The organism is Sphingomonas sp. ERG5, from assembly GCF_000803065.1.
Lineage (GTDB): Bacteria > Pseudomonadota > Alphaproteobacteria > Sphingomonadales > Sphingomonadaceae > Sphingomonas.
Window position 1 is genome coordinate 18,099 of record NZ_JSXI01000059.1, and the last position, 22,687, is coordinate 40,785.

23 protein-coding genes and 1 tRNA gene are annotated in these 22,687 nt (G+C 63.8%); 12 read left to right on the forward strand and 12 right to left on the reverse strand.

What is annotated here, in order from left to right; translation table 11 throughout:
• Nucleotides 1-19: 19 nt before the first annotated feature.
• From hpnK to OO12_RS18435, 3 genes are read left to right on the forward strand one after another with little or no spacing between them, the layout of a single operon-like run.
• Nucleotides 20-853 carry a hopanoid biosynthesis-associated protein HpnK gene (gene hpnK / locus OO12_RS18425; RefSeq protein ID WP_034160199.1) on the forward strand — a complete coding sequence of 278 codons (834 nt, stop codon included), beginning with the start codon at nucleotides 20-22 and terminating at the stop codon, nucleotides 851-853.
• Nucleotides 854-863: 10 nt separating this feature from the next.
• Nucleotides 864-1,769 (forward strand): hypothetical protein, encoded by a 906-nt coding sequence (locus tag OO12_RS18430; protein WP_034160200.1) that lies wholly within the window; start codon nucleotides 864-866, stop codon nucleotides 1,767-1,769.
• A gap of 20 nt (nucleotides 1,770-1,789) precedes the next feature.
• Entirely contained in the window at nucleotides 1,790-2,755 is a 966-nt protein-coding gene (locus OO12_RS18435) for a lysylphosphatidylglycerol synthase domain-containing protein (RefSeq protein ID WP_034160201.1), read from the forward strand.
• Between the two features lie 134 nt (nucleotides 2,756-2,889).
• Here OO12_RS18435 and OO12_RS18440 read toward each other — a convergent pair.
• From OO12_RS18440 to cysS, 10 genes are all read right to left on the reverse strand, one after another.
• A tRNA-Glu gene (locus OO12_RS18440) sits at nucleotides 2,890-2,964 on the reverse strand.
• Between the two features lie 96 nt (nucleotides 2,965-3,060).
• Nucleotides 3,061-5,634: a bifunctional lysylphosphatidylglycerol flippase/synthetase MprF gene (mprF, locus tag OO12_RS18445; protein WP_152616528.1), complete on the reverse strand. Its 2,574-nt coding sequence runs from the start codon at nucleotides 5,632-5,634 to the stop codon at nucleotides 3,061-3,063.
• Nucleotides 5,619-6,050, reverse strand: a complete 432-nt coding sequence (locus OO12_RS18450; protein ID WP_152616513.1) for a DUF2147 domain-containing protein — start codon at nucleotides 6,048-6,050, stop codon at nucleotides 5,619-5,621. The genes mprF and OO12_RS18450 overlap by 16 nt, the downstream gene beginning before the upstream one ends.
• The gene (locus OO12_RS18455; RefSeq protein ID WP_052216035.1) at nucleotides 6,047-6,808 is read right to left on the reverse strand and encodes an AcvB/VirJ family lysyl-phosphatidylglycerol hydrolase; all 762 of its coding nucleotides are present in this window, start codon (nucleotides 6,806-6,808) and stop codon (nucleotides 6,047-6,049) included. Before OO12_RS18455 ends, OO12_RS18450 begins: the two co-directional genes overlap by 4 nt.
• 558 nt (nucleotides 6,809-7,366) lie before the next feature.
• Nucleotides 7,367-8,203, reverse strand: a complete 837-nt coding sequence (locus tag OO12_RS18460; RefSeq protein WP_034160297.1) for an MOSC domain-containing protein — start codon at nucleotides 8,201-8,203, stop codon at nucleotides 7,367-7,369.
• A 174-nt stretch (nucleotides 8,204-8,377) separates the two neighbouring features.
• Complete coding sequence (locus OO12_RS28675; protein ID WP_160296843.1) at nucleotides 8,378-8,530, reverse strand: hypothetical protein; 153 nt, start codon at nucleotides 8,528-8,530, stop codon at nucleotides 8,378-8,380.
• Between the two features lie 343 nt (nucleotides 8,531-8,873).
• Nucleotides 8,874-9,917 carry an alpha/beta hydrolase fold domain-containing protein gene (locus tag OO12_RS18465; RefSeq protein WP_052216036.1) on the reverse strand — a complete coding sequence of 348 codons (1,044 nt, stop codon included), beginning with the start codon at nucleotides 9,915-9,917 and terminating at the stop codon, nucleotides 8,874-8,876.
• A gap of 43 nt (nucleotides 9,918-9,960) precedes the next feature.
• The gene (locus OO12_RS18470) at nucleotides 9,961-11,331 is read right to left on the reverse strand and encodes a class II 3-deoxy-7-phosphoheptulonate synthase (RefSeq protein WP_200887514.1); all 1,371 of its coding nucleotides are present in this window, start codon (nucleotides 11,329-11,331) and stop codon (nucleotides 9,961-9,963) included.
• A gap of 291 nt (nucleotides 11,332-11,622) precedes the next feature.
• Nucleotides 11,623-12,558 carry an NAD(P)-dependent oxidoreductase gene (locus tag OO12_RS18475; protein WP_034160204.1) on the reverse strand — a complete coding sequence of 312 codons (936 nt, stop codon included), beginning with the start codon at nucleotides 12,556-12,558 and terminating at the stop codon, nucleotides 11,623-11,625.
• Between the two features lie 44 nt (nucleotides 12,559-12,602).
• Complete coding sequence (cysS, locus tag OO12_RS18480) at nucleotides 12,603-14,027, reverse strand: cysteine--tRNA ligase (RefSeq protein WP_034160205.1); 1,425 nt, start codon at nucleotides 14,025-14,027, stop codon at nucleotides 12,603-12,605.
• A gap of 149 nt (nucleotides 14,028-14,176) precedes the next feature.
• Between cysS and rpsU the strand changes: the two genes are divergently transcribed.
• The 3 genes from rpsU to OO12_RS18495 all read left to right on the forward strand — a co-directional run bounded on the left by rpsU (nucleotide 14,177) and on the right by OO12_RS18495 (nucleotide 15,755).
• The gene (rpsU, locus tag OO12_RS18485; protein WP_034160206.1) at nucleotides 14,177-14,383 is read left to right on the forward strand and encodes a 30S ribosomal protein S21; all 207 of its coding nucleotides are present in this window, start codon (nucleotides 14,177-14,179) and stop codon (nucleotides 14,381-14,383) included.
• 90 nt (nucleotides 14,384-14,473) lie between these two features.
• Nucleotides 14,474-15,070 carry an FKBP-type peptidyl-prolyl cis-trans isomerase gene (locus tag OO12_RS18490; RefSeq protein ID WP_034160207.1) on the forward strand — a complete coding sequence of 199 codons (597 nt, stop codon included), beginning with the start codon at nucleotides 14,474-14,476 and terminating at the stop codon, nucleotides 15,068-15,070.
• Between the two features lie 61 nt (nucleotides 15,071-15,131).
• A complete protein-coding gene (locus tag OO12_RS18495) occupies nucleotides 15,132-15,755 on the forward strand; it encodes an FKBP-type peptidyl-prolyl cis-trans isomerase (RefSeq protein WP_082006654.1) in 624 nt (207 codons plus the stop codon).
• A 17-nt stretch (nucleotides 15,756-15,772) separates the two neighbouring features.
• Here the strand turns inward: OO12_RS18495 and OO12_RS18500 are convergent, their stop codons facing one another.
• Nucleotides 15,773-16,723, reverse strand: coding sequence for a class I SAM-dependent methyltransferase (locus OO12_RS18500; protein ID WP_034160208.1), 951 nt, complete (start codon nucleotides 16,721-16,723; stop codon nucleotides 15,773-15,775).
• A 189-nt stretch (nucleotides 16,724-16,912) separates the two neighbouring features.
• Between OO12_RS18500 and OO12_RS18505 the strand changes: the two genes are divergently transcribed.
• From OO12_RS18505 to OO12_RS29430, 3 genes are read left to right on the forward strand one after another with little or no spacing between them, the layout of a single operon-like run.
• Nucleotides 16,913-18,322: a cytochrome ubiquinol oxidase subunit I gene (locus tag OO12_RS18505; protein ID WP_034160209.1), complete on the forward strand. Its 1,410-nt coding sequence runs from the start codon at nucleotides 16,913-16,915 to the stop codon at nucleotides 18,320-18,322.
• Entirely contained in the window at nucleotides 18,319-19,326 is a 1,008-nt protein-coding gene (cydB, locus tag OO12_RS18510) for a cytochrome d ubiquinol oxidase subunit II (protein ID WP_034160210.1), read from the forward strand. Before OO12_RS18505 ends, cydB begins: the two co-directional genes overlap by 4 nt.
• Nucleotides 19,327-19,382: 56 nt before the next feature.
• On the forward strand, nucleotides 19,383-19,445 hold the full coding sequence (locus OO12_RS29430; RefSeq protein WP_443024578.1) for a hypothetical protein: 63 nt from the start codon (nucleotides 19,383-19,385) through the stop codon (nucleotides 19,443-19,445).
• Here the strand turns inward: OO12_RS29430 and OO12_RS28680 are convergent.
• Nucleotides 19,420-19,584 (reverse strand): hypothetical protein, encoded by a 165-nt coding sequence (locus OO12_RS28680; protein WP_235364864.1) that lies wholly within the window; start codon nucleotides 19,582-19,584, stop codon nucleotides 19,420-19,422. The genes OO12_RS29430 and OO12_RS28680 overlap by 26 nt on opposite strands.
• A 164-nt stretch (nucleotides 19,585-19,748) precedes the next feature.
• On the opposite strand from OO12_RS28680, the gene galU reads away from it, so the two are divergent.
• Genes galU through rfbB form a run of 3 tightly spaced genes read left to right on the forward strand, consistent with a single transcriptional unit; the run spans nucleotide 19,749 to nucleotide 22,611 of the window.
• Entirely contained in the window at nucleotides 19,749-20,618 is an 870-nt protein-coding gene (gene galU, locus OO12_RS18515; protein ID WP_034160211.1) for a UTP--glucose-1-phosphate uridylyltransferase GalU, read from the forward strand.
• Nucleotides 20,619-20,677: 59 nt separating this feature from the next.
• A complete protein-coding gene (gene rfbA / locus OO12_RS18520; RefSeq protein WP_034160212.1) occupies nucleotides 20,678-21,556 on the forward strand; it encodes a glucose-1-phosphate thymidylyltransferase RfbA in 879 nt (292 codons plus the stop codon).
• Nucleotides 21,535-22,611 carry a dTDP-glucose 4,6-dehydratase gene (gene rfbB, locus OO12_RS18525; protein WP_235364866.1) on the forward strand — a complete coding sequence of 359 codons (1,077 nt, stop codon included), beginning with the start codon at nucleotides 21,535-21,537 and terminating at the stop codon, nucleotides 22,609-22,611. The genes rfbA and rfbB overlap by 22 nt, the downstream gene beginning before the upstream one ends.
• Nucleotides 22,612-22,687: the final 76 nt, after the last annotated feature.

Genomic DNA, 22,687 nt, shown 5'->3' on the forward strand with positions numbered 1-22,687 from the left:
CGGAGGGGGAGGGGACAAGGTGAAGCGCCTGATCGTCACCTCGGACGACTTCGGTGCCGCCGTCGCGGTCAACGAAGCTGTTGAGCAAGCCCATCGCGGCGGCATCCTCACCGCCGCCAGCCTGATGGTATCTGGCGATGCGGCTGCGGACGCGGTGGCGCGTGCCAGGACCATGCCGAGGCTTGGCGTCGGTTTGCACGTCGTGCTCGTCGAGGGGCGGCCCACGCTCCCCCCTGAGCAGGTCTCCGAACTGCTCGACACGACCGGGCATTTCCGTGCCGACATGGTCCGCGCCGGCATAACGATCTTCACCAACCCGGCTGCGCGGCGCCAGCTTCTGGCCGAGGTGGAGGCTCAGTTCGCCGCCTTTGCCGCCACCGGCCTGCCGCTAGATCATGTCAATGCGCACAAGCATTTCCATCTTCACCCGACCATCGCCTCGGCGATCCTCAGGGTCGGCAAGCGCTACCGCATGAAATCGGTCCGCGCGCCGATCGAGCCGCGTGCGGTGCTGGCAAGGATCGAGCCGGGGACCGGCGGGGTCGATGTCGCCCGGCTCTGGGCGCTGCTCGTGCGGCGGCGGATGCGTGCGGCGGGCATGACTGTGCCGGACCAGGTGTTTGGCCTGGCATGGTCGGGCGCAATGGATGCGTCGCGGATTCGCGGACTGATCGAGCAACTCCCGGATGGCCTGACCGAAATCTACACCCATCCCGCCACTGACGATCGCTATCCCTCCCACGCCCCGGGCTATGCCTATCGCGCGGAACTGGCCGGGTTGATCGACCCCCTTGCGCGCGAGGCGATCTCGCGCGACAGGATCGCGCTGGGGAGCTTCACTGACTTCGCTTGAGACCTGCGCCATGAACATTGCCAACGGCTTCCGCCATTTTGCTCAGCCAGAGCCTATTCCCGCCGGCGCGATCCGGCTCGGCAGCCGCGAGCATCGTGCGCTGTTCTGCCAGACCATGCTCGACACGCACGATCCCTATCGGCCCGCGCTGATCGACTGGCCCAAGCTCGAGCCTGACACGCGCGACAAGATTGTCTCGCTGCCGATCTGGGACATTGCCGTCGCCACCGAAGGGCGCGCAGGCATGAACGTGAAGACATTCGGCGAGAAGATCGGCGATCCCCTGCTCAAGGCCGCGGTCGATATGAACGGCTTCGAGGAAAGCCGGCACAAGATCGTGCTTGCCGATATGGTGCAGGCTTACGGCATCGAGCTGGCGCCGGAGCCTGAGTACAAGCCCCCGCGCGACCCCGAATTCGCCTTCATGCGCACCGGCTATTCGGAATGCATCGACAGCTTCTTCGGCTTCGGCCTGTTCAAGCTCGCCAAGGATTCGGGGTTCTTCCCCGAGGAACTGGTCGACACGTTCGAGCCGGTGATGCGCGAGGAGGGCCGACACATCCTGTTCTTCGTCAACTGGGTAGCATGGTGGCGCCGCAACATGCCTTGGTGGCGGCGTCCGCTGTTCGAGGCCAAGGTGCTGATCGTGTGGATGTTTCTGATCGGTGAGCGGATCAGCATGGCCAAGGGCATGGGAGGCGACAATACCAAGGCCCAGGAGAACAACTTCACCCTGAACGGTTCGAAGGAGCTTGGGGTTGAAGTGACCTTCCCCGAACTCGCCCGGATCTGCCTGGCGGAGAATGACCGGCGGCTGGCGCCTTATGACCAGCGGTTGATCCGGCCGCGTTTCGTGCCGGCGATGATGCGCCTCGCGCTGCGTTTCGCGGGCGGTCGCAAGGGAGAGGCCGGCTGAAGAATTTCGCACGCGCGGGTATGCTGCTCGCGACCCTGGTGGGGTTGGCGGCCGCGGTCTGGGTCTTCGGCTCGATCGGGTTCGGCAGCGTGCTGGCGGCCGCGGGACGGATCGGGATCGGCGGGTTCCTGGTCTTCTGCGCCATTTCCATTTCGACCTTCTTGATTCTGGGTGCTGCCTGGCTGGCGGCGGCGCCGGGGGAGCCGCTCACCCGGGTCGGCCTGTTCGCCTGGGCGCGGGCCGTGCGGGAGGCGGTATCGGATCTGCTCCCCTTTTCGCAGATTGGCGGCATCGTCGTCGGTACCCGGACATTGACGACGGCCGGCATCCCCGCGTCCCGGGTCTATGCGTCCTTCGTGGTTGATATGACGACGGAAATGGGCGCGCAGCTCGTCTTTACCCTGTTCGGCCTGACGATGATGCTCACGCTGTTTGCTGCGGACGGGGAGGCGGCGGCGCTACGTCCGCTCATCCTCGGTGGCACGGGCGTAATGGCTGCGGTGATGGTCATGTTCTTCTTCGCGCAACGCCCCGCGCTCGGTCTGGCCGGAAGGGTCGCCCAGCATTTTCTGCCTGGATCGGTCGTTGCGATGACCGGGATCACCGACAGATTGCGCGAGACCTATGCGCTGCGCAGGCGCGTGGCGCTGGCCTTCGCGCTGAACCTGGCCGGCTGGATCGCCAGTGCAATCGGCGGCTGGGTCGTGCTACGGATGATGGGGGCGGATATTTCGATCTGGTCGGCGCTGTCGATCGAAAGCCTGATCTTTACCTTGCGGAGCGTGGCCTTTGCCGTGCCGGGTGCGATCGGCGTGCAGGAAGCTGCCTATGCCCTGGCCGCGCCGCTGTTCGGCCTGCCCCCCGAAACGGCGCTGGCTTTGTCACTCGCCAAGCGTGCGCGCGATCTGGCGATCGGATTGCCGACATTGATCATCTGGCAAATTGGCGAGGCGCGGGCAGTGGCGCATGCTGTCCGCAAGGGATAGTCGGCTTTCCGTGACGTCGGATGGCGGGACGGCGACTCGTTCAGCGACCGTGGATTGTGGGTCTGAGTTCCGGCCAGATTCCGGCTAAATCGGCCTTTCGGTCGACAGTCCTGCAGCGAATTCATTGAAAGCGCTGGTGACCCCTACGAGAATCGAACTCGTGTTTTCGCCGTGAGAGGGCGACGTCCTAACCGCTAGACGAAGGGGCCGTGCAAGCAGAGGCGCGGCAAATAGGGCGAGGGTGGGGTGGCGTCAAGCAGCCCGTCACGCGAGGGGCGCAGACTCGACGATCGATCAGCCACCCATCAGCCGCCGATCAGGCCGACGAGATTGATCATCGCCCATGGCGTGGCGAGGCCTGGCATGGTCGCGACATAGCGCGGTACCCAGGCGGGCTGGAATTTTGCCTTGAACGACCGCAGCCCCGAAAAGCCATACAGCGCTTCGCCATGGCCGTAGATCGCATGGCCGATGCGTGACCAGAGCGGGGCGAGGCGGCGGCCTGTGAGGCCCGACAGTGGCGCCATGCCGAGGTTGAAGCGCGTATAGCCATTGGCGGCGCCCCATTGCATCAGCCGGACGAACAGCAGGTCCATCGTGCCATAGGGCGTGTCGGGCAAATGCCGCATCAGATCGACCGACAATTCGGCGCGGTTGCGGGTCGTCCAGATATTGGCGAAAGCGACGATCCGTCCTTCCTGCCGCAGCACCGCGCAGTCGAAGCGGGCGAGATAGGCCGGGTCGAAGCGTCCGACGCTGAAATATTTCTCATGCCCGCCCTTGTCGCCGAGCCAGGCGTCGGACACCGTCCTGAGTTCCGGCACGATCGCGGGCACTCCGGCGGCCGGAACGATGTCGAACGACAGGCCGGCGCTTTCTGCTTTGCGCGTCGAATGGCGCAGCGATTTGGACGCCGGCCCTTCAAGCGTGAACGTGGCGAGATCGACTTGTGCCTCGTCGCCATATTTCATCACTTGCAGGCCCATTTCGATCAGCAACGGCAGCAGCTCGTTGCTCGCCTGATAGAAGCACAGCCGTCCATGCGCGGCATCGCATTTGCCGCGGATCTGCCAGACCAGGTCGGACCAATCGGCGAACTGTCCAACGGGATCGCCCATCACTACCCAGGTGCGTCCGCGCACGCGATACATCAGGAAAGCGCCGCCCGACGCCGAGACGAGAAATTGCTTGTCGCCGGTCAAGGCGAGTGCGGCGTCGGCGCGCGAGGACAAAGAGAGCGCAGCATCGGCGACCTCGGGCGGCAGGCTGGCATTGCCGTCGGGCCGGATCGGCGCGCTAAGCAGCCGCCAACATGCCACCGCCCCAAGCAGGACCGCTGCCCCCATGCTGGCGCGCAGGAAACGCGGCGCGTTGCCCTTCCAGGCAAAGGCCCACCATAAATCGTCGTTGTAGGGAATACGCTTGTAAGCGAAGAATCCCGCCCACAGACTGAGGCCGATCGCGACCGCGGCAGCGGCAAACCAGGTACGTTGCAGCGGCGCATCGAGGATGCCGGCGCGGCGGTAGAAAGCGGGGCGGCAATATTGCAGGATGACCGCGATCACGCCGAGCAGCGTGGCTTCCTCATAGTCGACGCCCTTGAGGAGCGAGAAGATGATGCCCCCGGCGAGCAACAGCCGCGCGGCGAGGAAGCCGCTGCGCATCCGCGCGCTGATCGCCGGGGCGACGAGCAACAAGGCGGTGCCGGCCATGCTGGCGGCGAAATGCGACGCCTCGACGAACGGCAGCGGTACGACATGTGCCAGCCAGTGGATCCGCCAATGCACTGCCGGCAACGCACCCGATACGAGCAGGATCAGTCCGCCGGTAAATACCAGCAAGCCGATCAGCGGTGGGGCGAGAAAGCGGGCGCTACGTTCGGCGAGCGAGAGGCCAATCGCGATCGGACGGCGCAGCCTGTGGCCCTCGACCGAGGCAAGCAATCCCGCCGCGACAATCAGTGGCAGGACATAATAGATCAGCCGGTACAGCAGCAACGCGGCGAATACGGCACCATTGGAAGCCGGCGTGATGGCCAGAATGATTGCCTCGAACACGCCGATGCCACCGGGTACGTGTGACACGGCGGCGACGGAGACCGCCACGGCATAGGCCAGGTAGAAATAGGCGAACGTCTCGGGGGCTGCGTTGGGCAGCAGCACGAACAGGGCGGCGTAAGATGCCGCGAGGTCGAACGCGGCAACGCCCAATTGAGCGGCCATGATCGAGGCCGATGGGATGGGCAGGGTGAAGCGCCCAATCCCGACTTGTTCGACCCCGCGCAAACGGGCGACGAACAGGCATGTCAGCAAAGCCAGTATCGCGATGCCGATCGCTTGACCCGCCATCGTCGGTAGAACGAGGCCGCCGATATCGATTGGCGCACCGCCACTGAGCAGCGCCAGTGCGGCGACGCCGAGCAGCGCTGCCCAGAACGCGGCGGAGGAGAGCAGCCCGACACGCGCGACATTGCCGAGATCCAGTCCCGCGGAAGCATAGACCCGGTAGCGGGCCGATCCGCCAGTCAGCAGCGTAAGCCCGAAATTATGGCTGATTGCGTAGCTGGTGAAGGACGCCAGGGCGGCGGTTCGCCAGGGGAGGTGCACGCCGATTGCGCGCAACGACAGCGTCTCGCTGAAAGTCAGCGATAGATAGCTGAGCGCGGTCAGCGCCAGCGCCGCGACGATCTGCGCTTGCGGGATCGCGTGAAGCGCATGACGGACATCTTTCAGCCGGACCTCAACGAGGATTGCGCGCAAGGCTCCGAAACCGGCCAGTGCGACAAGGAGCACGGCAAGAATCGCCAGCGCGCGGCTGTTCGCACGGCCCCAGGCGAGCGCTTCGCCAATTCGGTCGCGCCGGATCAGACGCGGGTCCATATCTGCGATTTGCAAAGCCATCCTCCGATCAGGCAGCCGGAGATTTTGAGGCTGTCGGGCGATAGCTGAACGATCCGCGACGAGAAGCTGCGGCCCATATCGGGGACGAACACCGTGCCCGACCATTTGCCCGGGCCGGTCGCGCGGTAGCCGGAGAGCAATTGCACACCGACCAGCTGTTGGACGCCGGCCTCGCGGGCATCCTGCTCGGCGACCGGGCTCGCATGAGCGATGACGCCGCACAATTCGCCGCCACACGCCTGGGTACGGACTTGCAGCGTGTTCTGAGGGTTATGCCACAGGCCAAGAATGGGCAGCGCCTCGATCGCCGCCGGGGCGGGGACTGCGGCGGCGAGGGCCGGGATTACCGCAAGCATCATCGCCAGCCGGCCGGAACGAATCCCGGAACGAATCATTGCGTAACTTCCTTGAGCTGGGGAACATAAGGGCGAAGCGTGGCGACGATCGTGGCGAGCAGCTTCGGTTCATCGCGGTGGAGGTAATGGCCGCCGGGCAAAGCGATGACCCGGGCCGATGTGCCCTTCAGGTGAGGGCAGAGGCTATCGGTTTCCTGTTCGCCGTGAATGCACACGAACGGCGCCCAGTCGATGCTCTTCGCCGCCGTTATCGGGTCTGCGTCGGGCGTGCCACGATAGGCGAAGCCGGTCGGATCGGCGCGATAGAAAACGCTCTGGCCAGGTACTACCAGGACGATCGCGGCGATGCGCCGGCGCAGATCGGGGGGGAGTGCCGCCGCTCCGGTGCCCAGCACATCAGCACCGAACGACTGGCCGATCAGGATAATTCGTGCGGCGCTGGTCCGCGCCAGGACATCGCGGACTGCATGCGCGACGATCGCATCGACTTCGGCGCGCGTCCGGTGTCGGGCGAACAACGCCGGCGAACTGATGCCGAGCACCGGAATATGCCGCGCGGCCAGCGCGTTGGAAACGCCGCTGCCCATACCGAAGTGCAGGCCCATATCGCCCGACATATAGAGCGCCGCGACGGGTACAGTGCCTTTTGCGGGGCTCGCGAAGAAATGGTCGGGATCGCTGTCGAAGAAGCCCGCCGCCCAGGCGACAGCGCAGCCGATGGCCAGAATTACCCCCGCCACAAGGAGGATCGGACGCAACGCCGACCGGCGACGGGTGTTGAAGGGGGATCTAGCCATTGCGCACATGTAACCATCGGCAGATTTCACAGAGATGGCGGCGGGATGACGAATTTGTCATGCGCACACACCGCTCGATACACGTCGTAATAGGCTGAGGATAGCCGTCCTGCAGGACGGTGCAGTCTGTCCCGAACGTCGCCATATCGCGGGGGTGTAGCCCGGTTGCGGCGTCGAGGTGAAATCGAAAAAAGCGCTTCGACTAGCGGTGCATGGCTTATTGCGCGCGATCGGATTTGTGATGTCGCCGTCCCGCTTCCGGGCACGACGGAGTCGACAATCCACCCCTGTTACGTTGGAAATACTCGACAAAATAGTTATTATTTTTCATGTACTTGCTAGAAAATGCGGCTCGCAGGCAATGGCCGTTAACAGGGGGAATAGCAGGAGTGGATCAGGCCGATAACAGGGGTGGCCGTCGCGCGGCTTTCCCGCGGTCGGTCATCTTGAATCATCTCGTCATGTGAAAGAGCGCGCGGGGACCCGGAAGGCCTCGCTCGGGCGCGACGTTTTCATGATCGGCGTGGCGATTGAATCGAGCTGCGCTCGCGGCCGGCATCACCGCAAATTGCTCTCGCCCTCTTCCAGCACCTCCACCTGATCCCCGACGGTGATCTCGCCGGGCCGATCGGGAATGGCGTTCTGCCCGAACATGACGCCGCCCTTCGCCATCCGTCCCATCGCGCGCAGCGTGGTCAGCGGGTCATTCCCTTCGCCTTGTTCGCCGGTCAGCGGATGCTGTGTCGTGATGACGCAGCGCGCGCAGGGTTTGACGATCCGCAGGGTGACGTTGCCGATGCGAAGCCGCCGCCAGCGGTCCTCGGCCCATTCATCGGCGCCGGCGATGACGATATTGGGCCTGAACCGCTCCATACCAACTGGCACGGCCAGGTGCGCGTTGAGCGCCCGGAGTGATGCTTCGCTGGTGATCAGGAAGGGAAAACCATCGGCCAGGCTGACCTGGTCGTCCACACTGGCATAGCGCGGATCGATCGGCCGCGGGGCCATATCGTCCTGATAGACGAGCCGTACCGGCTTGCCCAAAGCCCGGGACAGGAATGCGGCGGCGTCGGCCGATGCAAGGCGGACGGAGACCGTGTCGCGCCAGATCCTGGCCTCGATCGTCGCGGCGTCTCCATCCGGTCGGCCGACACGATGCACGCCCAGATCGGGATGGCTGAGGATCAGCGCATCGCCGTCGCGATCGACCTCGAACCGCGCCATGTGCGGCAATTCGCGCCGCGTCTGGAAACGGCCGGTATCGTCGACCACCATCCAGCGCCGGTCACCGACAATCCCGCGCGGTTCGATCGTCGCCCGGTCAAGCGCATGACCGCGCAGGCTCTTTACCGGATAACGGTGCAGGCCAGTGATGTGCGGAGCGGGAGAAGCCATGACCGGCGTCATAACGGAACGATGGGCGGCGTCCATGTTGCTGTGAAGGCCTGCCGCTCGATTGGCCGCCCTCCGGGCCGCTCAATAGAGATTCGACTCATAATCCTTGTCCAATCCCTTGCGCATTAGCCCGAGGATCGCGGCAGCGGTGCCGATCAGCTTCGCCTGAAGACCCTAGTCCCTGTTGATCTTCAGATGCGCGACGAACAGCTGTGCGGCGTCGAGATCGGCGGTCTCGCCGAGCGGCCATAACACCGCTCGCGTCAGCGCGGCGCTTGGCTCCAGCCGGAGGTCGAGATCGTCGATGCACGTGACGAGCGCCGGCACCTTGTCGCGTACCGCGAAGCCGGCACGAACCTTGGCGTCGCATCTCGCGGCTGGATCCTGTCTAAGTATCTGATATATAATGGATTATGTGGACCATTCGCTGGGGCGACGGTCGAAAGACCATGTTACATTCCGGTGTAACATATCTCCCATTGCTCGTCCTGCAGTCCTGCCGTCGGCGGCGATTCAACCAGCGCACGGGATCGGGCATGTCACCCTTGCCGGATTTAAGCCGACCTGCTCTTTCTTAGTGTCGAAAACAGCATTGCCACGGCGCCCGCAGCGCCGCGCGCCCTGTTGATGATTCAGGTGATTTGGCTGGCGTCACGCTGAGGCGCCGACACTATTTGGTATGAGCGAGATGCGCGTCGAAAAAGGCGACGGCCCGCGCCACCGCGAGGCGGGATTCCGGGGAGTGCGACGCCAGCGTCTGGAAAACGTGCGGCATGCCTTCATAGATATCGAGCACGGCCTCATGTCCGCCGGAACGGATCGCCTGATAGTGCCGAACGAAATTGCTCAGGAAGATCTCGCGCGTGCCGCCCTGGATCAGCGTCGGCGGGAAGGCCTTCGAATAATCGCCATAGACGGGCGAGACATAGGGATTCTTCTGGTCGGCCGGCGCCGCATAGACGTCCGCGCCCCAGGAAAGCGATTCCGTGTTCAGTGACGGGTCCGCGGCGGCCAGGGTGGTATAGGTGTCGCCGGTGGCGGTGATATCCGACCAGGGCGAGAGAAGCAGGAGCGCGCCGGGCAGCGGCAGCCCCTGATCGCGCATCTTCAGCACTGATCCGGCGACCAAGCCCCCGCCGGCTGAATCGCCGAACATGCCGATTGTCGCGGGCTTCGCGCCGGCGGCGATGAGCGCCTTCCAGACGGCGAGCACCTGATCGGTGGCGGTGCGCCAATTGCCCTGTGGTGCGACGGTGTAATCGATCGAGATCACCTCCCGGCCGGACGCGGCGGCGAGGAGTGCGCCGGTCAGCCGCGACGTCTTGGCCGAAAAGGAGACATAGCCGCCGCCATGGACATAGATCAGTGGCGCTGTGCCTGTCTTGTAACGGGCTGGTCGCAACCGAAGGACCGGGACATCACCGAGCCGGTCGGGCGTCTCGATGATACCGAGCGGCTTGACGGTTGCGGCGACGAACGGTTCGATCATGGTCTCGAGCTGATCGTAGGACGCTTTCCAGTCCGCGGGGCCGCTGGGCTTGGCTGGCGCCTTCCCCCCTCGCCAAAGCCCGAAGATCATCTTCAGCTCCGCCGCCGCTGCCGGCGAGACAGTTCCAGGAAGGGTGAAGCGAGAGTCGGGCTGCGCAGGCGCCGATTGCGCAAAGCCGGCCGTCGCCGCGCCAAAGGTCAACAATGCGGCGATGAAAACCTTCATGTAACGCCCCTCCCGGTTCCAGCCGACCGCCGATTGCCTGGCCCTAGGCGGCTGCCCGCCGCCGCTCCGCCATTTCCACATTGAGCATTTCGGCGAGCAGGAAGGCAAGCTCCAGGCTCTGCCCAGCATTCAACCGAGGGTCGCAATGCGTGTGATAGCGGTCGGCCAGCGACTGTTCGGTCACATCGACCGCGCCGCCGGTGCATTCGGTGACGTTCTGGCCGGTCATTTCGGCATGGATGCCGCCGGCGATCGAGCCTTCAGCACGGTGCACGGCGAAGAAGCCGCGCACTTCGGCAAGGATGCGTTCGAACGGCCGCGTCTTATAGCCGTTCGCCGCCTTGATCACGTTGCCGTGCATCGGATCGCAGCTCCACACCACCGGATGGCCTTCGCGCAACACTGCGCGGACCAGCTTGGGCAGGCCGGCCTCGATCTTGTCATGGCCGTAGCGCGTGATCAGCGTCATGCGGCCGGGCACGCGGTTCGGGTTGAGCGTGTCGAGCAGGCGCAGCAGCGCGTCGGGCTCGAGGCTGGGGCCGCACTTCATGCCGATCGGGTTGCCGATGCCGCGCAGATATTCGACATGCGCGCTGCCCTCGAAGCGGGTGCGGTCACCGATCCACAGCATGTGTGCGCTGGTGTCGTACCAGTCGCCGGTCAGCGAATCCTGCCGCGTCAGCGCCTGTTCGTAGCGCAGCAGCAGCGCCTCATGGCTGGTATAGAATTGCGTCTGGCTCAGCTGCGGCACGGTCTCCGGGCTGATCCCGCACGCTTCCATAAAGTCGAGCGCTTCGCCGATGCGATCGGCGACGTCGGAATATTTCTTCGCCCAGGGGCTGCGGCCCATATAGTCATGCGTCCAGCGATGGACCTGATGCAGGTTCGCATAACCGCCGGTCGCGAAGGCGCGCAACAGGTTGAGCGTCGCCGCCGACTGGCTATAGGCGCGGATCATGCGCTGCGGGTCGGGCTGGCGTCCGGCCGCGGTGAACTCGATATCGTTGACGATGTCGCCGCGATAGGCGGGGAGTTCGATATCGCCCTGCAACTCCGTATCGGCCGAGCGTGGTTTGGCGAATTGTCCAGCCATGCGGCCGAGCTTCACCACCGGCAGCTTGGATGCGTAGGTGAGCACGACGGCCATCTGCAGCAGTACGCGGAACGTGTCGCGGATGTTGTTCGCGCTATGCTCCGCGAAGCTTTCGGCGCAATCGCCGCCTTGCAGCAGGAACGCCTTGCCTTCGGCGACCTTGGCTAGATCAGCGGTCAGGTTGCGTGCCTCGCCGGCGAAGACGAGCGGCGGGAATTTCTCCAGCGCGTCGGTCGCGGCATCGAGTGCGACGGGGTCGGCATAGGTCGGAAGCTGTCGCGCCTCGGCTTTGGTCCAGCTATTGGGGGCCCAGGTGCTCATGTCATTCTCCGTGCGTATCGCAATATACCAATCGGCATGGCTGGCGATGCCGTTCGCCGCGATCTGGTTGACGACCGGGCCGCTGGCACGCTTGCCATCCTCTTCCCAGCCCTGAACCGTGCTGCCCGGCGCGCTGTACCACGCGCCGAATGCCGCTCGGGTGAGCGCGCGCTCCTCGCGGAAGCGCTTGATCTTGATGCCGGCCATTGTCGTCATGCCGGGGCTGTTACCCAGTTGGGGTAACGCAAGCAAGAGGGAATTTCCCTGATAGGGTAAATCGTGTCGGGTAGGTCAATAGCCGGCGGTGAGGTCGACGACATTCTCCATTGGGCGCCCGGCCATGAAAGCGTCGAGATTTTTCAGGAAGAGGACGCCGGCGCGCTGGAACATCTTGGTCTGGCTGCGGCCTGACAAATGCATGGTGTGGATGGCGTTGGGCGCATCCCATAACGGGTGCTCGGGCGGTAGCGGTTCCGGCGTGACGGTGTCGAGAAACGCACCAGCAATGCGGCGCGCTTTCAGTGTCTCGATCAGCGCGTCCTGATCGACCATGTCGCCGCGCGCGATGTTGATCAACCAGGCGCTGCGCTTCATCGCCGCGAGTTCGGCCGCGCCGAGCATCGCCTTGGTTTCGCCGGTCGAGGGGGCTGCGAGGATCACCCAGTCATAGTCGCCGAGCCTGGCGCGCCATGCATCTGGGGCAAGGGTGCCATCACGGCCCGAGCGGGTGACGCCGGTGACGGTCACGCCGAAGGCGGCGAGGCGGTCGCCGATCAGCTTGCCGATCGCGCCATAGCCGATGATCAGCGCGGTCGTGTCGAGCAGCTCGACCTGTCCTGGTGCAGCGATGGTCCATTCGTGGCGGTCGGCGAGCCGCACGACTTCGTCGAAGCGCTTGGCGGCGGCGAGCACGCCCATCACCGCATATTCGGCGACCGCGACCGCGTTGATGCCGGTGCCGTTCGTGACGATGACGCCGCGTTCCTTCAACAGGTCGAGCGGAAAGGCGTCGAGGCCGGCGAAGATGGTCGAGAGCCATTTGAGCTGTGTGCCGCGTGCCGCGACTTCACCTGAATGCGCCGAGCGCTGCATGTCGACCCAGGCGATATCGGCATCGAGCACCATCTGTTCGGCATCGTCGCGCGTGGTGAACCAGGCGGCCTCGAGTCCGGCGGGCAGGTGCGGTTCGAGCAAGGGACGGGCGAGGGCAGGGAGAACGGCTTTCATGATCTTGACAATCTCCTGTCGAATCCTCCCCGTGCCGGGGAGGATTAAGTGAGCTTCCAATCCCATCCGAGCGGATCACCATCCATGACCTCGACTCCTGCAGCGGCCAGTTCGTCGCGGATCGCGTCGGAGCGGGCGAAATCCTTGTCGATACGCGCTTGTTTGCGGTCGGCCAGGCGGGCGTCGATGGCGTCGGCAGTGAGTGTCGCATTGGCCGGTCGCACGCGCAGATCGGCGCGGGTGAGGGTGGAGAGTTCAAGGCCCAGTACCGCATCGAACGCGGCCAGCGCCGCGAGGCGGTCGGCGGCGGGAAGGCGCTTGTCGGCAATCATGTCCTCCAGCACCGGCAAAGCGCGTGGGGTGGCGAGATCATCGGACACTGCTTCATCGAGCCGCATCAGATAAGCGGTGGCGCTGTCCGCAGTGCCAGCTTCATCAGTGCGGAAGTGCTCGATCGCCTGGACGAGTCGCTTCAGCCGCTTCGCGGCGGCAGCGAGATTGTCCCAGGTGAACTCCAACTCGCTGCGATACTGTGCTTGCAGGCAGAGCAGGCGATAGGCGAGCGGGTGATAGCCGGCATCAACCAGCACTTGCAGCTTGAGGAATTCGCCGGTCGATTTCGACATCTTGCCGCCGCGATCGACGAGGAAATTATTGTGCATCCAGATCCGCGCACCGCTGTCGCCGCACGAGCAGAATGCCTGGTTTTGCGCGATCTCGTTGGGGTGGTGAATCTCGCGGTGATCAATGCCGCCGGTATGGATGTCGAACGGATGGCCGAGATGCTGGTGGCTCATCACCGAGCATTCGAGATGCCAGCCCGGCGCGCCCCTGCCCCAGGGTGAGTCCCATTCCATCTGCCGCTGCTCGCCCTCGGGCGATTTGCGCCAGATCGCGAAATCCTGCGGGTGGCGTTTGCCCGAAACGGGGTCGATGCGGCTTTCGCCCTCATCCGAAATGGTGCGGGCGAGTCGGCCATAATCAGGCACGCTGGTCGAATCGAAATACAGGCCCGACTCGATCTCGTAGCAATGCTCGGGCGCGATCTTCTCGGCGAAGTCGATCATCTGCGCGATATGGTCGGTCGCGACGGTCCATTCGGCCGGTGGCACGATGTTCAGCCGTGCGACGTCGTGCTTGAACGCATCGGTATAGTGCGCGGCGATTTCCCAGATCGATTTCGCCTGGGCGGCAGCGGCCTTTTCCATCTTGTCGTCGCCGGCATCGGCGTCCGAGGTCAGGTGGCCGACATCGGTGATGTTGATGATATGTTTGGTCGGCCAGCCCTTCCAGCGCAGCACGCGGCCCAGCGTATCGGCGAACAGGAAGGCGCGCATATTGCCAATATGCTGATAGTTATAGACCGTCGGGCCACAGGTGTAGACGCGCGTCAGTGACGGATCGATCGGCTGGAAGGGCTCGATCGATCGGGAGAGGCTGTTATACAGGGTCAAAGGCGTGCTGGTCATGGCGCGGGGCATAGCCGGGCAGGGCGGAGGCCGCAAATATGCCGTTTCGTCTTGAAAACCCTGGCGGGCACTGGTAGGGCGCACGCCTTCGCGGCGCGGACCCATGTCTGCGACGCCCTGTTTCTATTGATTCGGAGCTGCACCGGTTTATGCAAATCATCGTTCGCGACAATAACGTCGACCAGGCCCTGCGTGCCCTGAAGAAGAAGCTGCAGCGCGAAGGCGTCTATCGCGAAATGAAGCTGCGCCGGCATTACGAAAAGCCGTCGGAAAAGCGCGCTCGCGAGCGTGCGGCAGCGGTTCGCCGCGCCCGTAAGCTTGAGCGCAAGCGCCTGGAGCGCGACGGCGCACGGTAAGTATCCGGCGGGAACCTTCGGGTTCCCGTAACTGCTCTCACGTTCCTCAACCTCAGTGCCGCTGGCGGCACCGCGTCAGGATAAGCGCCGATGTCCTCAGTCACCGCCGTCCCGTTGCAGCCAACCAAGCGGCGCGTGCTGGTGTATCTGTGGCTTGGGATCGCGCTGGCGCTGTGCGGCGCGGTGGCGCTGGCGCAGATGGCGCCGGTTGATCCCGTGACGACCTATCTCGCCAAGAACAAGCGCGACAAGGGCGTGGTGCAGACCGAATCGGGTCTGCAGTACAAGATTATCGCACCCGGCAGTGGCGATGCCCGGCCGACCGCAGCGGACGTCGCGCTGGTCAATTACGAGGGCAAGCTGACCGACGGCACGACCTTCGACAAGTCGCAACAGCCTTCGCCGCTTCCGGTGGCGGGCGTGGTGCCGGGCTTTTCCGAAGCGCTGAAGCTGATGCCCAAGGGCGCCAAGTATCGCTTCTGGATCAAGCCGAGCCTTGGCTATGGCGACAAGGCGAGCGGCCCGATCCCGGCCAATTCGATTCTCGTCTTCGATGTCGAACTGCTTGATTTCATCTCCGAAACGCAGCTTCGCCAGATGCAGATGCAGCAGCAGATGATGCAACAGCAGGGCGCCGCGCCAGGCGGGCCGCCTCCTGGTGCGGGTGGACCGCCTCCGGGCCAGTAAGTCGCGTTAGACGATCGCTTCGCGCACGCTGCGCCTTGCCGACATAATGAAAGCTCAACCGATGGCGTCGATTCCTCCCAAGCCCGTCGTGACGCCCGCCTCGAAGCCGGGCAATGGTCGCGCGCTGATCTTCGGTGTGATCGGGATCATCATTGGTGTGGCGGCGACGCTGGGCGTCCTCAAGGCGATGGATTATTCTCGCACGCAAACCCTGTCGGGCGCCACGTTCCTCGCGAAGAACCGCAGCGGCGACAAGACGATCGTCGAGACGCCGTCGGGCCTGCAGTACAAGGTCCTGACGCCGGGCAAGGGCCCGAAGCCGACCGACACCGATGTCGTGCTGATCAATTACGAAGGCAAGCTGACCGACGGTACGACCTTCGACAAGTCGCCGCAGCCAACGCCACTGCAGGTCACTGGCGTGGTGCCGGGCTTTTCCGAAGCGCTGAAGCTGATGGCCAAGGGCGGCAAGTCCCGCTTCTGGATCAAGCCGAGCCTTGGTTATGGCGACAAGGCGACTGGGCCGATCCCGGCCAATTCGGTGCTGGTGTTCGATGTCGAGCTGGTCGACTTCATGTCGGTGGAGCGCGTCCGTCAGCTGCAGATGCAGCAGCAGATGATGCAGCAGGGCGGCGCTCGCCCGGGTGCCGGGGCGCCGCCGGCCGAAGCCGCGCCCAAGCCATAGCCCGGACGCGGCGGAGCTCAGCGCTCCATTATCTGCTGCGGTTCCGCGATCAACAGAACATGCGTTGCATGGTCGATGAAATGGGGATCGGCCGCATAGGTCTGCTCCAATAACTCGAGATCGTGGTGAAAGGCCGCGTCCTCCGCACCTTCGGCCGGATTCCAGCGCGGATCGGGTGCGAACCGGCTGTGGAAGATATCGAGCCCCGACAGGCGCGTGATCTCGATATGCGGCGCGAACAGCGACCGCACCTCGCTGGCGTGAAACAGATGCAGGTCGAACTCGACATGATGTCCGTCGCGCAGCTCGATTTCGAGCCGGTCGGTGCGGTCATCGTGGCGGAAATCGGCCGCCGCATCGACCCGATCGATGAAAATCGAGGGCTGGCTGCCGGTGGTGCGCACGGTGACGAACAATTTCCCCGCTGTGACGCGGGCGAGTTCGGCGGCGACGCGCACGCGGTCGGCGGCGGAGACATGGTTGAGGACGCCGTTGAGGCACAGACACAGATCGACCGAGCCGTCTTCCTCGACCAAGGGCGTGATCAGGTCACGTTCCTCGAACCGCAATCTGACACCGGGGAGCTGGCGCAACGTGCCGGCCTGAAGCCGCGCGATGGCGATCTGCTCGCCCGAAATGTCGAAGCCGGTCGCACAAATCTCCGGGATACCAAGCAAATGCGCTCGCGTGACGACACGCCGCAGCCATGTTCCCGGACCGCAGCCGGCGTCGAGCACGACCAGTCGGCGGTGCCCAGCCTCCGCAAAGGCGACCAGCTTCGCTTCGATCGCCTGCCAGATGCGACGGTCGCCATAGCAATAGCGGCCGCCGAAATCGAACAGGTCACCGGCCATACCGTCGGCATAGTCGAGATAGCGCGCGCCGGCGCGGTCATAGGCATGGGCAATATCGTTTGCGACGTGCGCGTCGGAGGCGACGCGCAGCTTCAGGATCGTTCGGGCCGACATGGTGGAAAGGGTTCCGTGGCGGAAGTGCCGATGCGCGATATCGGCTCGGCCGGCATGAGATTGCCATATGGATTTGCGCCATCCGCATATAGTTGGCGTTAAGATCGATCCGGCATGGAGCGACGGGATCGGTCGCGCCCTTGCACCGCACTGGTCATGAGCGCACAGAGTCGCCAGAGGTGCTATCCGATGTTCGACGCGTTCGATCCGATTGTCCTGGCCCGTATCCAGTTCGCCTTCACCGTCAGCTTCCATTTCATTTTCCCGGCGTTTTCGATCGGACTGGCGAGCTATCTCGCGGTGCTCGAAGGGCTGTGGCTGCGCACCGGCAAGCAGCTCTATCTCGACCTGTTCCGTTTCTGGATAAAGATCTTCGCGGTCGCTTTTGCGATGGGCGTCGTGTCCGGCATCGTCATGTCCTATCAGTTCGGCACCAACTGGGCAGTATTCTCCGACAAGACCGGACCGGTGATCGGGCCGCTCATGGCTTATGAGGTACTGACCGCCTTCTTTCTCGAGGCAGGATTCCTGGGCGTCATGCTGTTCGGCATGAAAAAGGTCGGCAAGGGGCTGCATTTCGCGGCGACCTGCTGCGTCGCGACGGGCACTTTCATCTCGGCCTTCTGGATACTCTCGGCGAACAGCTGGATGCAGACCCCGACCGGTTTCGAGATCAACGCTGCGGGACAGTTCGTGCCGGGGCCGAGCTGGGCGGCGATCATCTTCAACCCGAGCTTTCCCTACCGGCTCGTTCACACCGTGATCGGCGCGTATCTGACGACGGCGCTGGTGGTCGGGGCGACAGGGGCCTGGCACTTGCTGAAGGATCATCGCAACCCACATGCGCGGAAGATGTTCTCGATGGCGATGTGGATGGCCGCACTGGTCGCGCCAGTGCAGATTTTCGCCGGGGACGCGCAGGGGCTGAATACGCTCGAACATCAGCCGGCCAAGGTGATGGCGATGGAGGGGCATTATGACAGCCACCCCGATGGCGCGCCGCTGATCCTGTTTGGCCTGCCCAATGCGAAGGAAAAGCGCATCGATTATGCGATCGAGATTCCCAAGGCCTCGTCGTTGATCCTCAAGCACGACCTGAACGCGCCGCTGGCGGGTCTCGACACTATCCCTGATGACCGCGAACCGCCGGTGGCGATCGTCTTCTGGTCGTTTCGGGTCATGGTCGGGCTCGGCATGGCGATGCTTGGCCTGGGCCTGTGGAGCCTGATCGCCCGGGCGCGGCGCAAATTATACGACTGGACATGGCTGCATCGCGCTGCCCTGCTCATGGGGCCGGCCGGCTTCGTGGCGGTGATTGCCGGCTGGATCACGACCGAGGTCGGACGTCAGCCCTTCACCGTCTATAATCTGTTGCGCACGACGCACAGCGCGTCGCCGCTTGCCGCACCTGCGGTCGGCGCATCGCTGCTTGCGTTCGTGATCGTCTATTTCGCGGTATTCGGGTTCGGCACCTGGTATATTCTGAAGCTGATCCAGAAGGGTGCCGTGGCCGGCGAGCATGAGATCGAAGTCGCGCCGATCCGCACCGCCGGAATCACGCCATCGCCCGCGCAGCATCCGGCGGAGGTCCAGCAATGAACGTCAACATGGACCTCGCAATGATCTGGGCGTTCATCATCGCCTTTGCCGTGTTCGCTTATGTCGTGCTGGACGGTTTCGATCTGGGCATCGGCATCCTGTTCCCGGCGTTCGGCGTCGGCGAAGAGCGCGATCAGGCGATGAATACGATCGCACCGGTCTGGGATGGTAACGAAACCTGGCTGGTGCTCGGTGGCGGCGGGCTGATGGCGGCGTTTCCATTGGCCTATGCGATCATCCTGCCCGCGCTCTACCCGCCGATCATCGCGATGCTGCTCGGGCTGGTGTTTCGCGGCGTGGCGTTCGAGTTCCGCTGGCGCGACCCGCGTCACCGTGCGTTCTGGGACTTCGCCTTCACCGCGGGCTCGGTGACGGCGGCACTGGCGCAGGGCATTGCGTTGGGCGCGCTGCTGCAGGGCATCCAGGTCGATGGCCGCGCTTATGGCGGCGGCTGGCTCGACTGGCTGACCCCCTTCACCTTGTTGACCGGTATGAGCGTTGTGGCGGGCTATGCGTTGCTTGGTGCGACCTGGCTGATCGCGAAGACCGAAGGTGGGGCGCAGATCCGCGCCTATCGGCTGGCAAAATGGTCGGGCGTGATCACGCTTGTCGCGATCGGCGCAGTAAGCCTGGCGACGCCCTTTCTCGATCACGACTATTACAGCCGCTGGTTCGAGATGCCGGGCATCATGCTGACCGCGCCGGTGCCGGTGCTGATCGTGGCGCTGAGCTTGGCCTTTTGGCGTGCCCTGGCGCGGGGGGCGCAATCAACGCCGTTTCTGCTGGTGCTTGCGGTGTTCGCGCTTTGCTTTGCTGGTCTGGGCATCAGCATGTATCCGTTCATCGTGCCCGATCAGGTCACAATCTGGGAGGCTGCCGCCCCCGAATCGAGCCAGATCTTCATGCTGATCGGTGCCGGGATCATGATCCCCATCATCCTTGGCTATACCGGTTGGGCCTATTGGGTGTTTCGCGGCAAAGTCGGCACTGACGGCTATCACTGATGGACGATGATGCCAGCCCGTTATGGCAGCGGCTCGCCTGGATGGCTGCGATCTGGATGGGCAGCGTCGCGACACTGGGGTGTGTCGCAATGGCTATCCGATGGTGGCTGAAGGGCTGACCGCCGCCGCGTGGCCAATCTCGTCGGCGATCGGCCTGCGTCCCGCGACGGCCAATAGCAGCGTGCCGAATAGCAAGGCGAGGAAGCTTGGCATGACGATATAGACGATCTCGCGCGAGTCGATCGCGCCATCCAGCACAAACGAACAGTGGAATGACGAGCCAACCCGCGGTGCGGCGTGCCATCGACCACAGATCGGGCCAGCAGGCATGGAGCCAGGCTTTATCAACCGCAACTGCCCCTTCCAATAGCGTTGCAAGCCTCTTACGGCTCGCACGACATGTGTTTCAGGAACCCGGCGCCATGAGTTTCAAGCCCCTCCGTAAGGCAGTCTTTCCCGTAGGTGGGCTCGGGACACGATTCCTGCCCGCAACCAAGGCTTTGCCTAAGGAAATGCTACCGGTGGTCGATCGGCCGCTGATCCAATATGCGGTGGATGAGGCACTCGAGGCCGGGATCGAGCAAATGATCTTCGTCACGGGGCGCGGCAAATCGGCGATCGAGGATCATTTCGACATTGCCTATGAACTCGAAACGACAATGGCGCATCGCGGCAAGTCGATGGACTTGCTACACCAGACGCGGTTGAATCCGGGGGCGGTGGCCTATGTCCGCCAGCAGGAGCCGATGGGATTGGGGCACGCGGTGTGGTGCGCGCGGCATATCGTCGGTGACGAACCGTTCGCGGTGTTGCTCGCCGACGATTTCATGGTCGGCGAACCGGGCTGCCTGAAGCAGATGGTCGAGGCGTATAATGAGGTTGGCGGCAATCTGATCTGCGCGCAGGAAGTGCCCGAGGATCAGACGCATATGTACGGCGTCATTACGCCGGGCAGCCGCGACGGGGCGCTGACCGAAGTGCGTGGCCTGGTCGAAAAGCCCAGGCCCGGCACGGCCCCATCCAACCTGTCGGTGATCGGGCGTTATATTCTCCAGCCGGAAGTGATGCGTGTGCTGGAGACGCAGGAAAAGGGCGCGGGCGGCGAAATTCAACTGACGGATGCGATGGCACGGATGATCGGGGATCAGCCCTTTCACGGCGTGACTTTCAATGGCCGGCGCTATGATTGTGGCGACAAGGCGGGCTATGTTCAGGCCAATCTGGCGGTCGCGCTGGGCCGTGACGATATCGGCGGGACGGTGCGCGCGTTCGCGGTCGACCTGCTAAGCTGAGATAGCTTTAACCAATCCGCTTTAAGACCGTCCGTTCAGAGAACGGACGGGTTGGAGCGATGAAGGGCATTATCCTGGCGGGCGGCAGCGGAACGCGGCTGTACCCCGCGACACTGGCAATATCGAAACAGTTGCTGCCGGTCTTCGACAAGCCGATGATCTATTATCCGCTGTCGGTGCTGATGCTCGCCGGCATCCGCGACATTCTGATCATTTCGACCCCGCGCGACTTGCCGATGTTCCGGCTGTTGCTGGGCGATGGGTCGGCGTTCGGGATCACGCTTGCCTATGCCGAGCAGGATGCGCCGCGCGGATTGCCCGAAGCCTTTCTGATCGCGCAGGAGTTTCTCGAGGGCGAGGCATGTGCGCTGATCCTGGGCGACAATATCTTTCATGGCGATGGGCTGGGAACGAAATGCCGTACCGCCGCGGCGGCGGCTCAGGCAGGATCGGCGACGGTCTTCGCCTATCAGGTCGATGACCCGGAACGTTACGGTGTCGTGTCGTTCGACGCCAAAGGTCGCGCCGCGGCGATCGAAGAAAAGCCCGAGGCTCCGACATCGAACTGGGCGCTGACCGGACTGTATTTTTGCCCGGCCGATGTCGTGACGGTCGCGCAGGGCCTGAAGCCTTCGGCGCGGGGCGAGCTGGAGATCGTCGATGTGCTCCGCGCGTATCTCGATGCGGGTTCGCTCGAAGTCGGGCGGCTGGGGCGCGGTTATGCATGGCTCGACACCGGGACGCATGAATCATTGCATGACGCGTCGTCGTTCGTGCGCACTATCGAGCGGCGGCAAGGGATCAAGATTGCTTGCCCGGAGGAAATTGCGCTCGACCTTGGCTATCTTCAGCCGGCTGCGTTGATGACGCGCGCCGACTTGCTCGGCAAGACCGATTATGCGCGCTATCTGCGTTATTGCGCGACGCAAGCGGCATGATGCGGGCGATTACCTCAGTCGAACGGACCGTGCTTGTCACTGGCGGTGCAGGGTTTATCGGTTCCGCGCTATGTCGGCATCTCATCGTCGGCGGCCGAACACGGGTAATCAATCTCGACAAGATGACCTATGCCGCTTCGCATGCGGCACTGGCCGAGATCGAAAGGTCGCCGAACTATCGCTTCGTGCAGGGCGATATCGCCGATCGCCAACTCGTTGCGGGAATTCTCGCGGCGGAAAAGGTGGATGCGATCATGCATCTCGCGGCGGAAAGCCATGTCGATCGGTCGATCGAGGGACCGGCCGTGTTCATCGAAACCAACATTACCGGCACTTTCCATATGCTGGAAGCGGCGCTCGATCATTGGCGCATGCTGGATGAACGAGGGAAGGGGGTTTTCCGCTTCCATCACGTCTCGACGGATGAAGTGTTCGGCGACCTGCCGTTCGATGACAGTAGATTCAGCGAAGAATCGGCCTATCGGCCGTCATCGCCATATTCGGCATCAAAGGCGGCGGCGGATCATCTCGTCCGCGCATGGCATCACACCTATGGATTGCCGGTCGTGCTGTCGAACTGCAGCAACAATTACGGGCCGCATCAATATCCTGAAAAGCTGATTCCGTTGACCATCACGCGCGCCGCGGCGGGCCTGACCTTGCCGGTCTACGGGACGGGAGCCAATGTGCGCGACTGGCTGCACGTGGCGGATCATGCACGCGCCCTGGAATTGGTCATGACTCGCGGCGAGCTGGGTGCGACCTATGTGGTTGGAGGCCGCGAGGAGCATAGCAACGTGGCGGTCGTCGCGATGATCTGTGATCTGGTCGATGAACGTATGCCGTGGCCGGCGGGGCGGCGGCGGAACTTGATCCGGTTCGTCGAGGACCGGGCGGGGCATGACCGGCGCTACGCGATCGACCCGTCCCGGATCGAACAGTCGCTCGGCTGGCATCCCGAGGTCAGATTTCGAGAAGGCCTGGCGGCGACAGTCGACTGGTATCTCGCGGATCGGGCGGCTGACCTGCAATCGGCCTTGGCTACACAGGGCTAGTTTGACGGAGTGCCGACGGCCCTGATGAGGGAAAGGGGCAATCCACCGGAAATCCAGCACATACGAAAACGGGGCC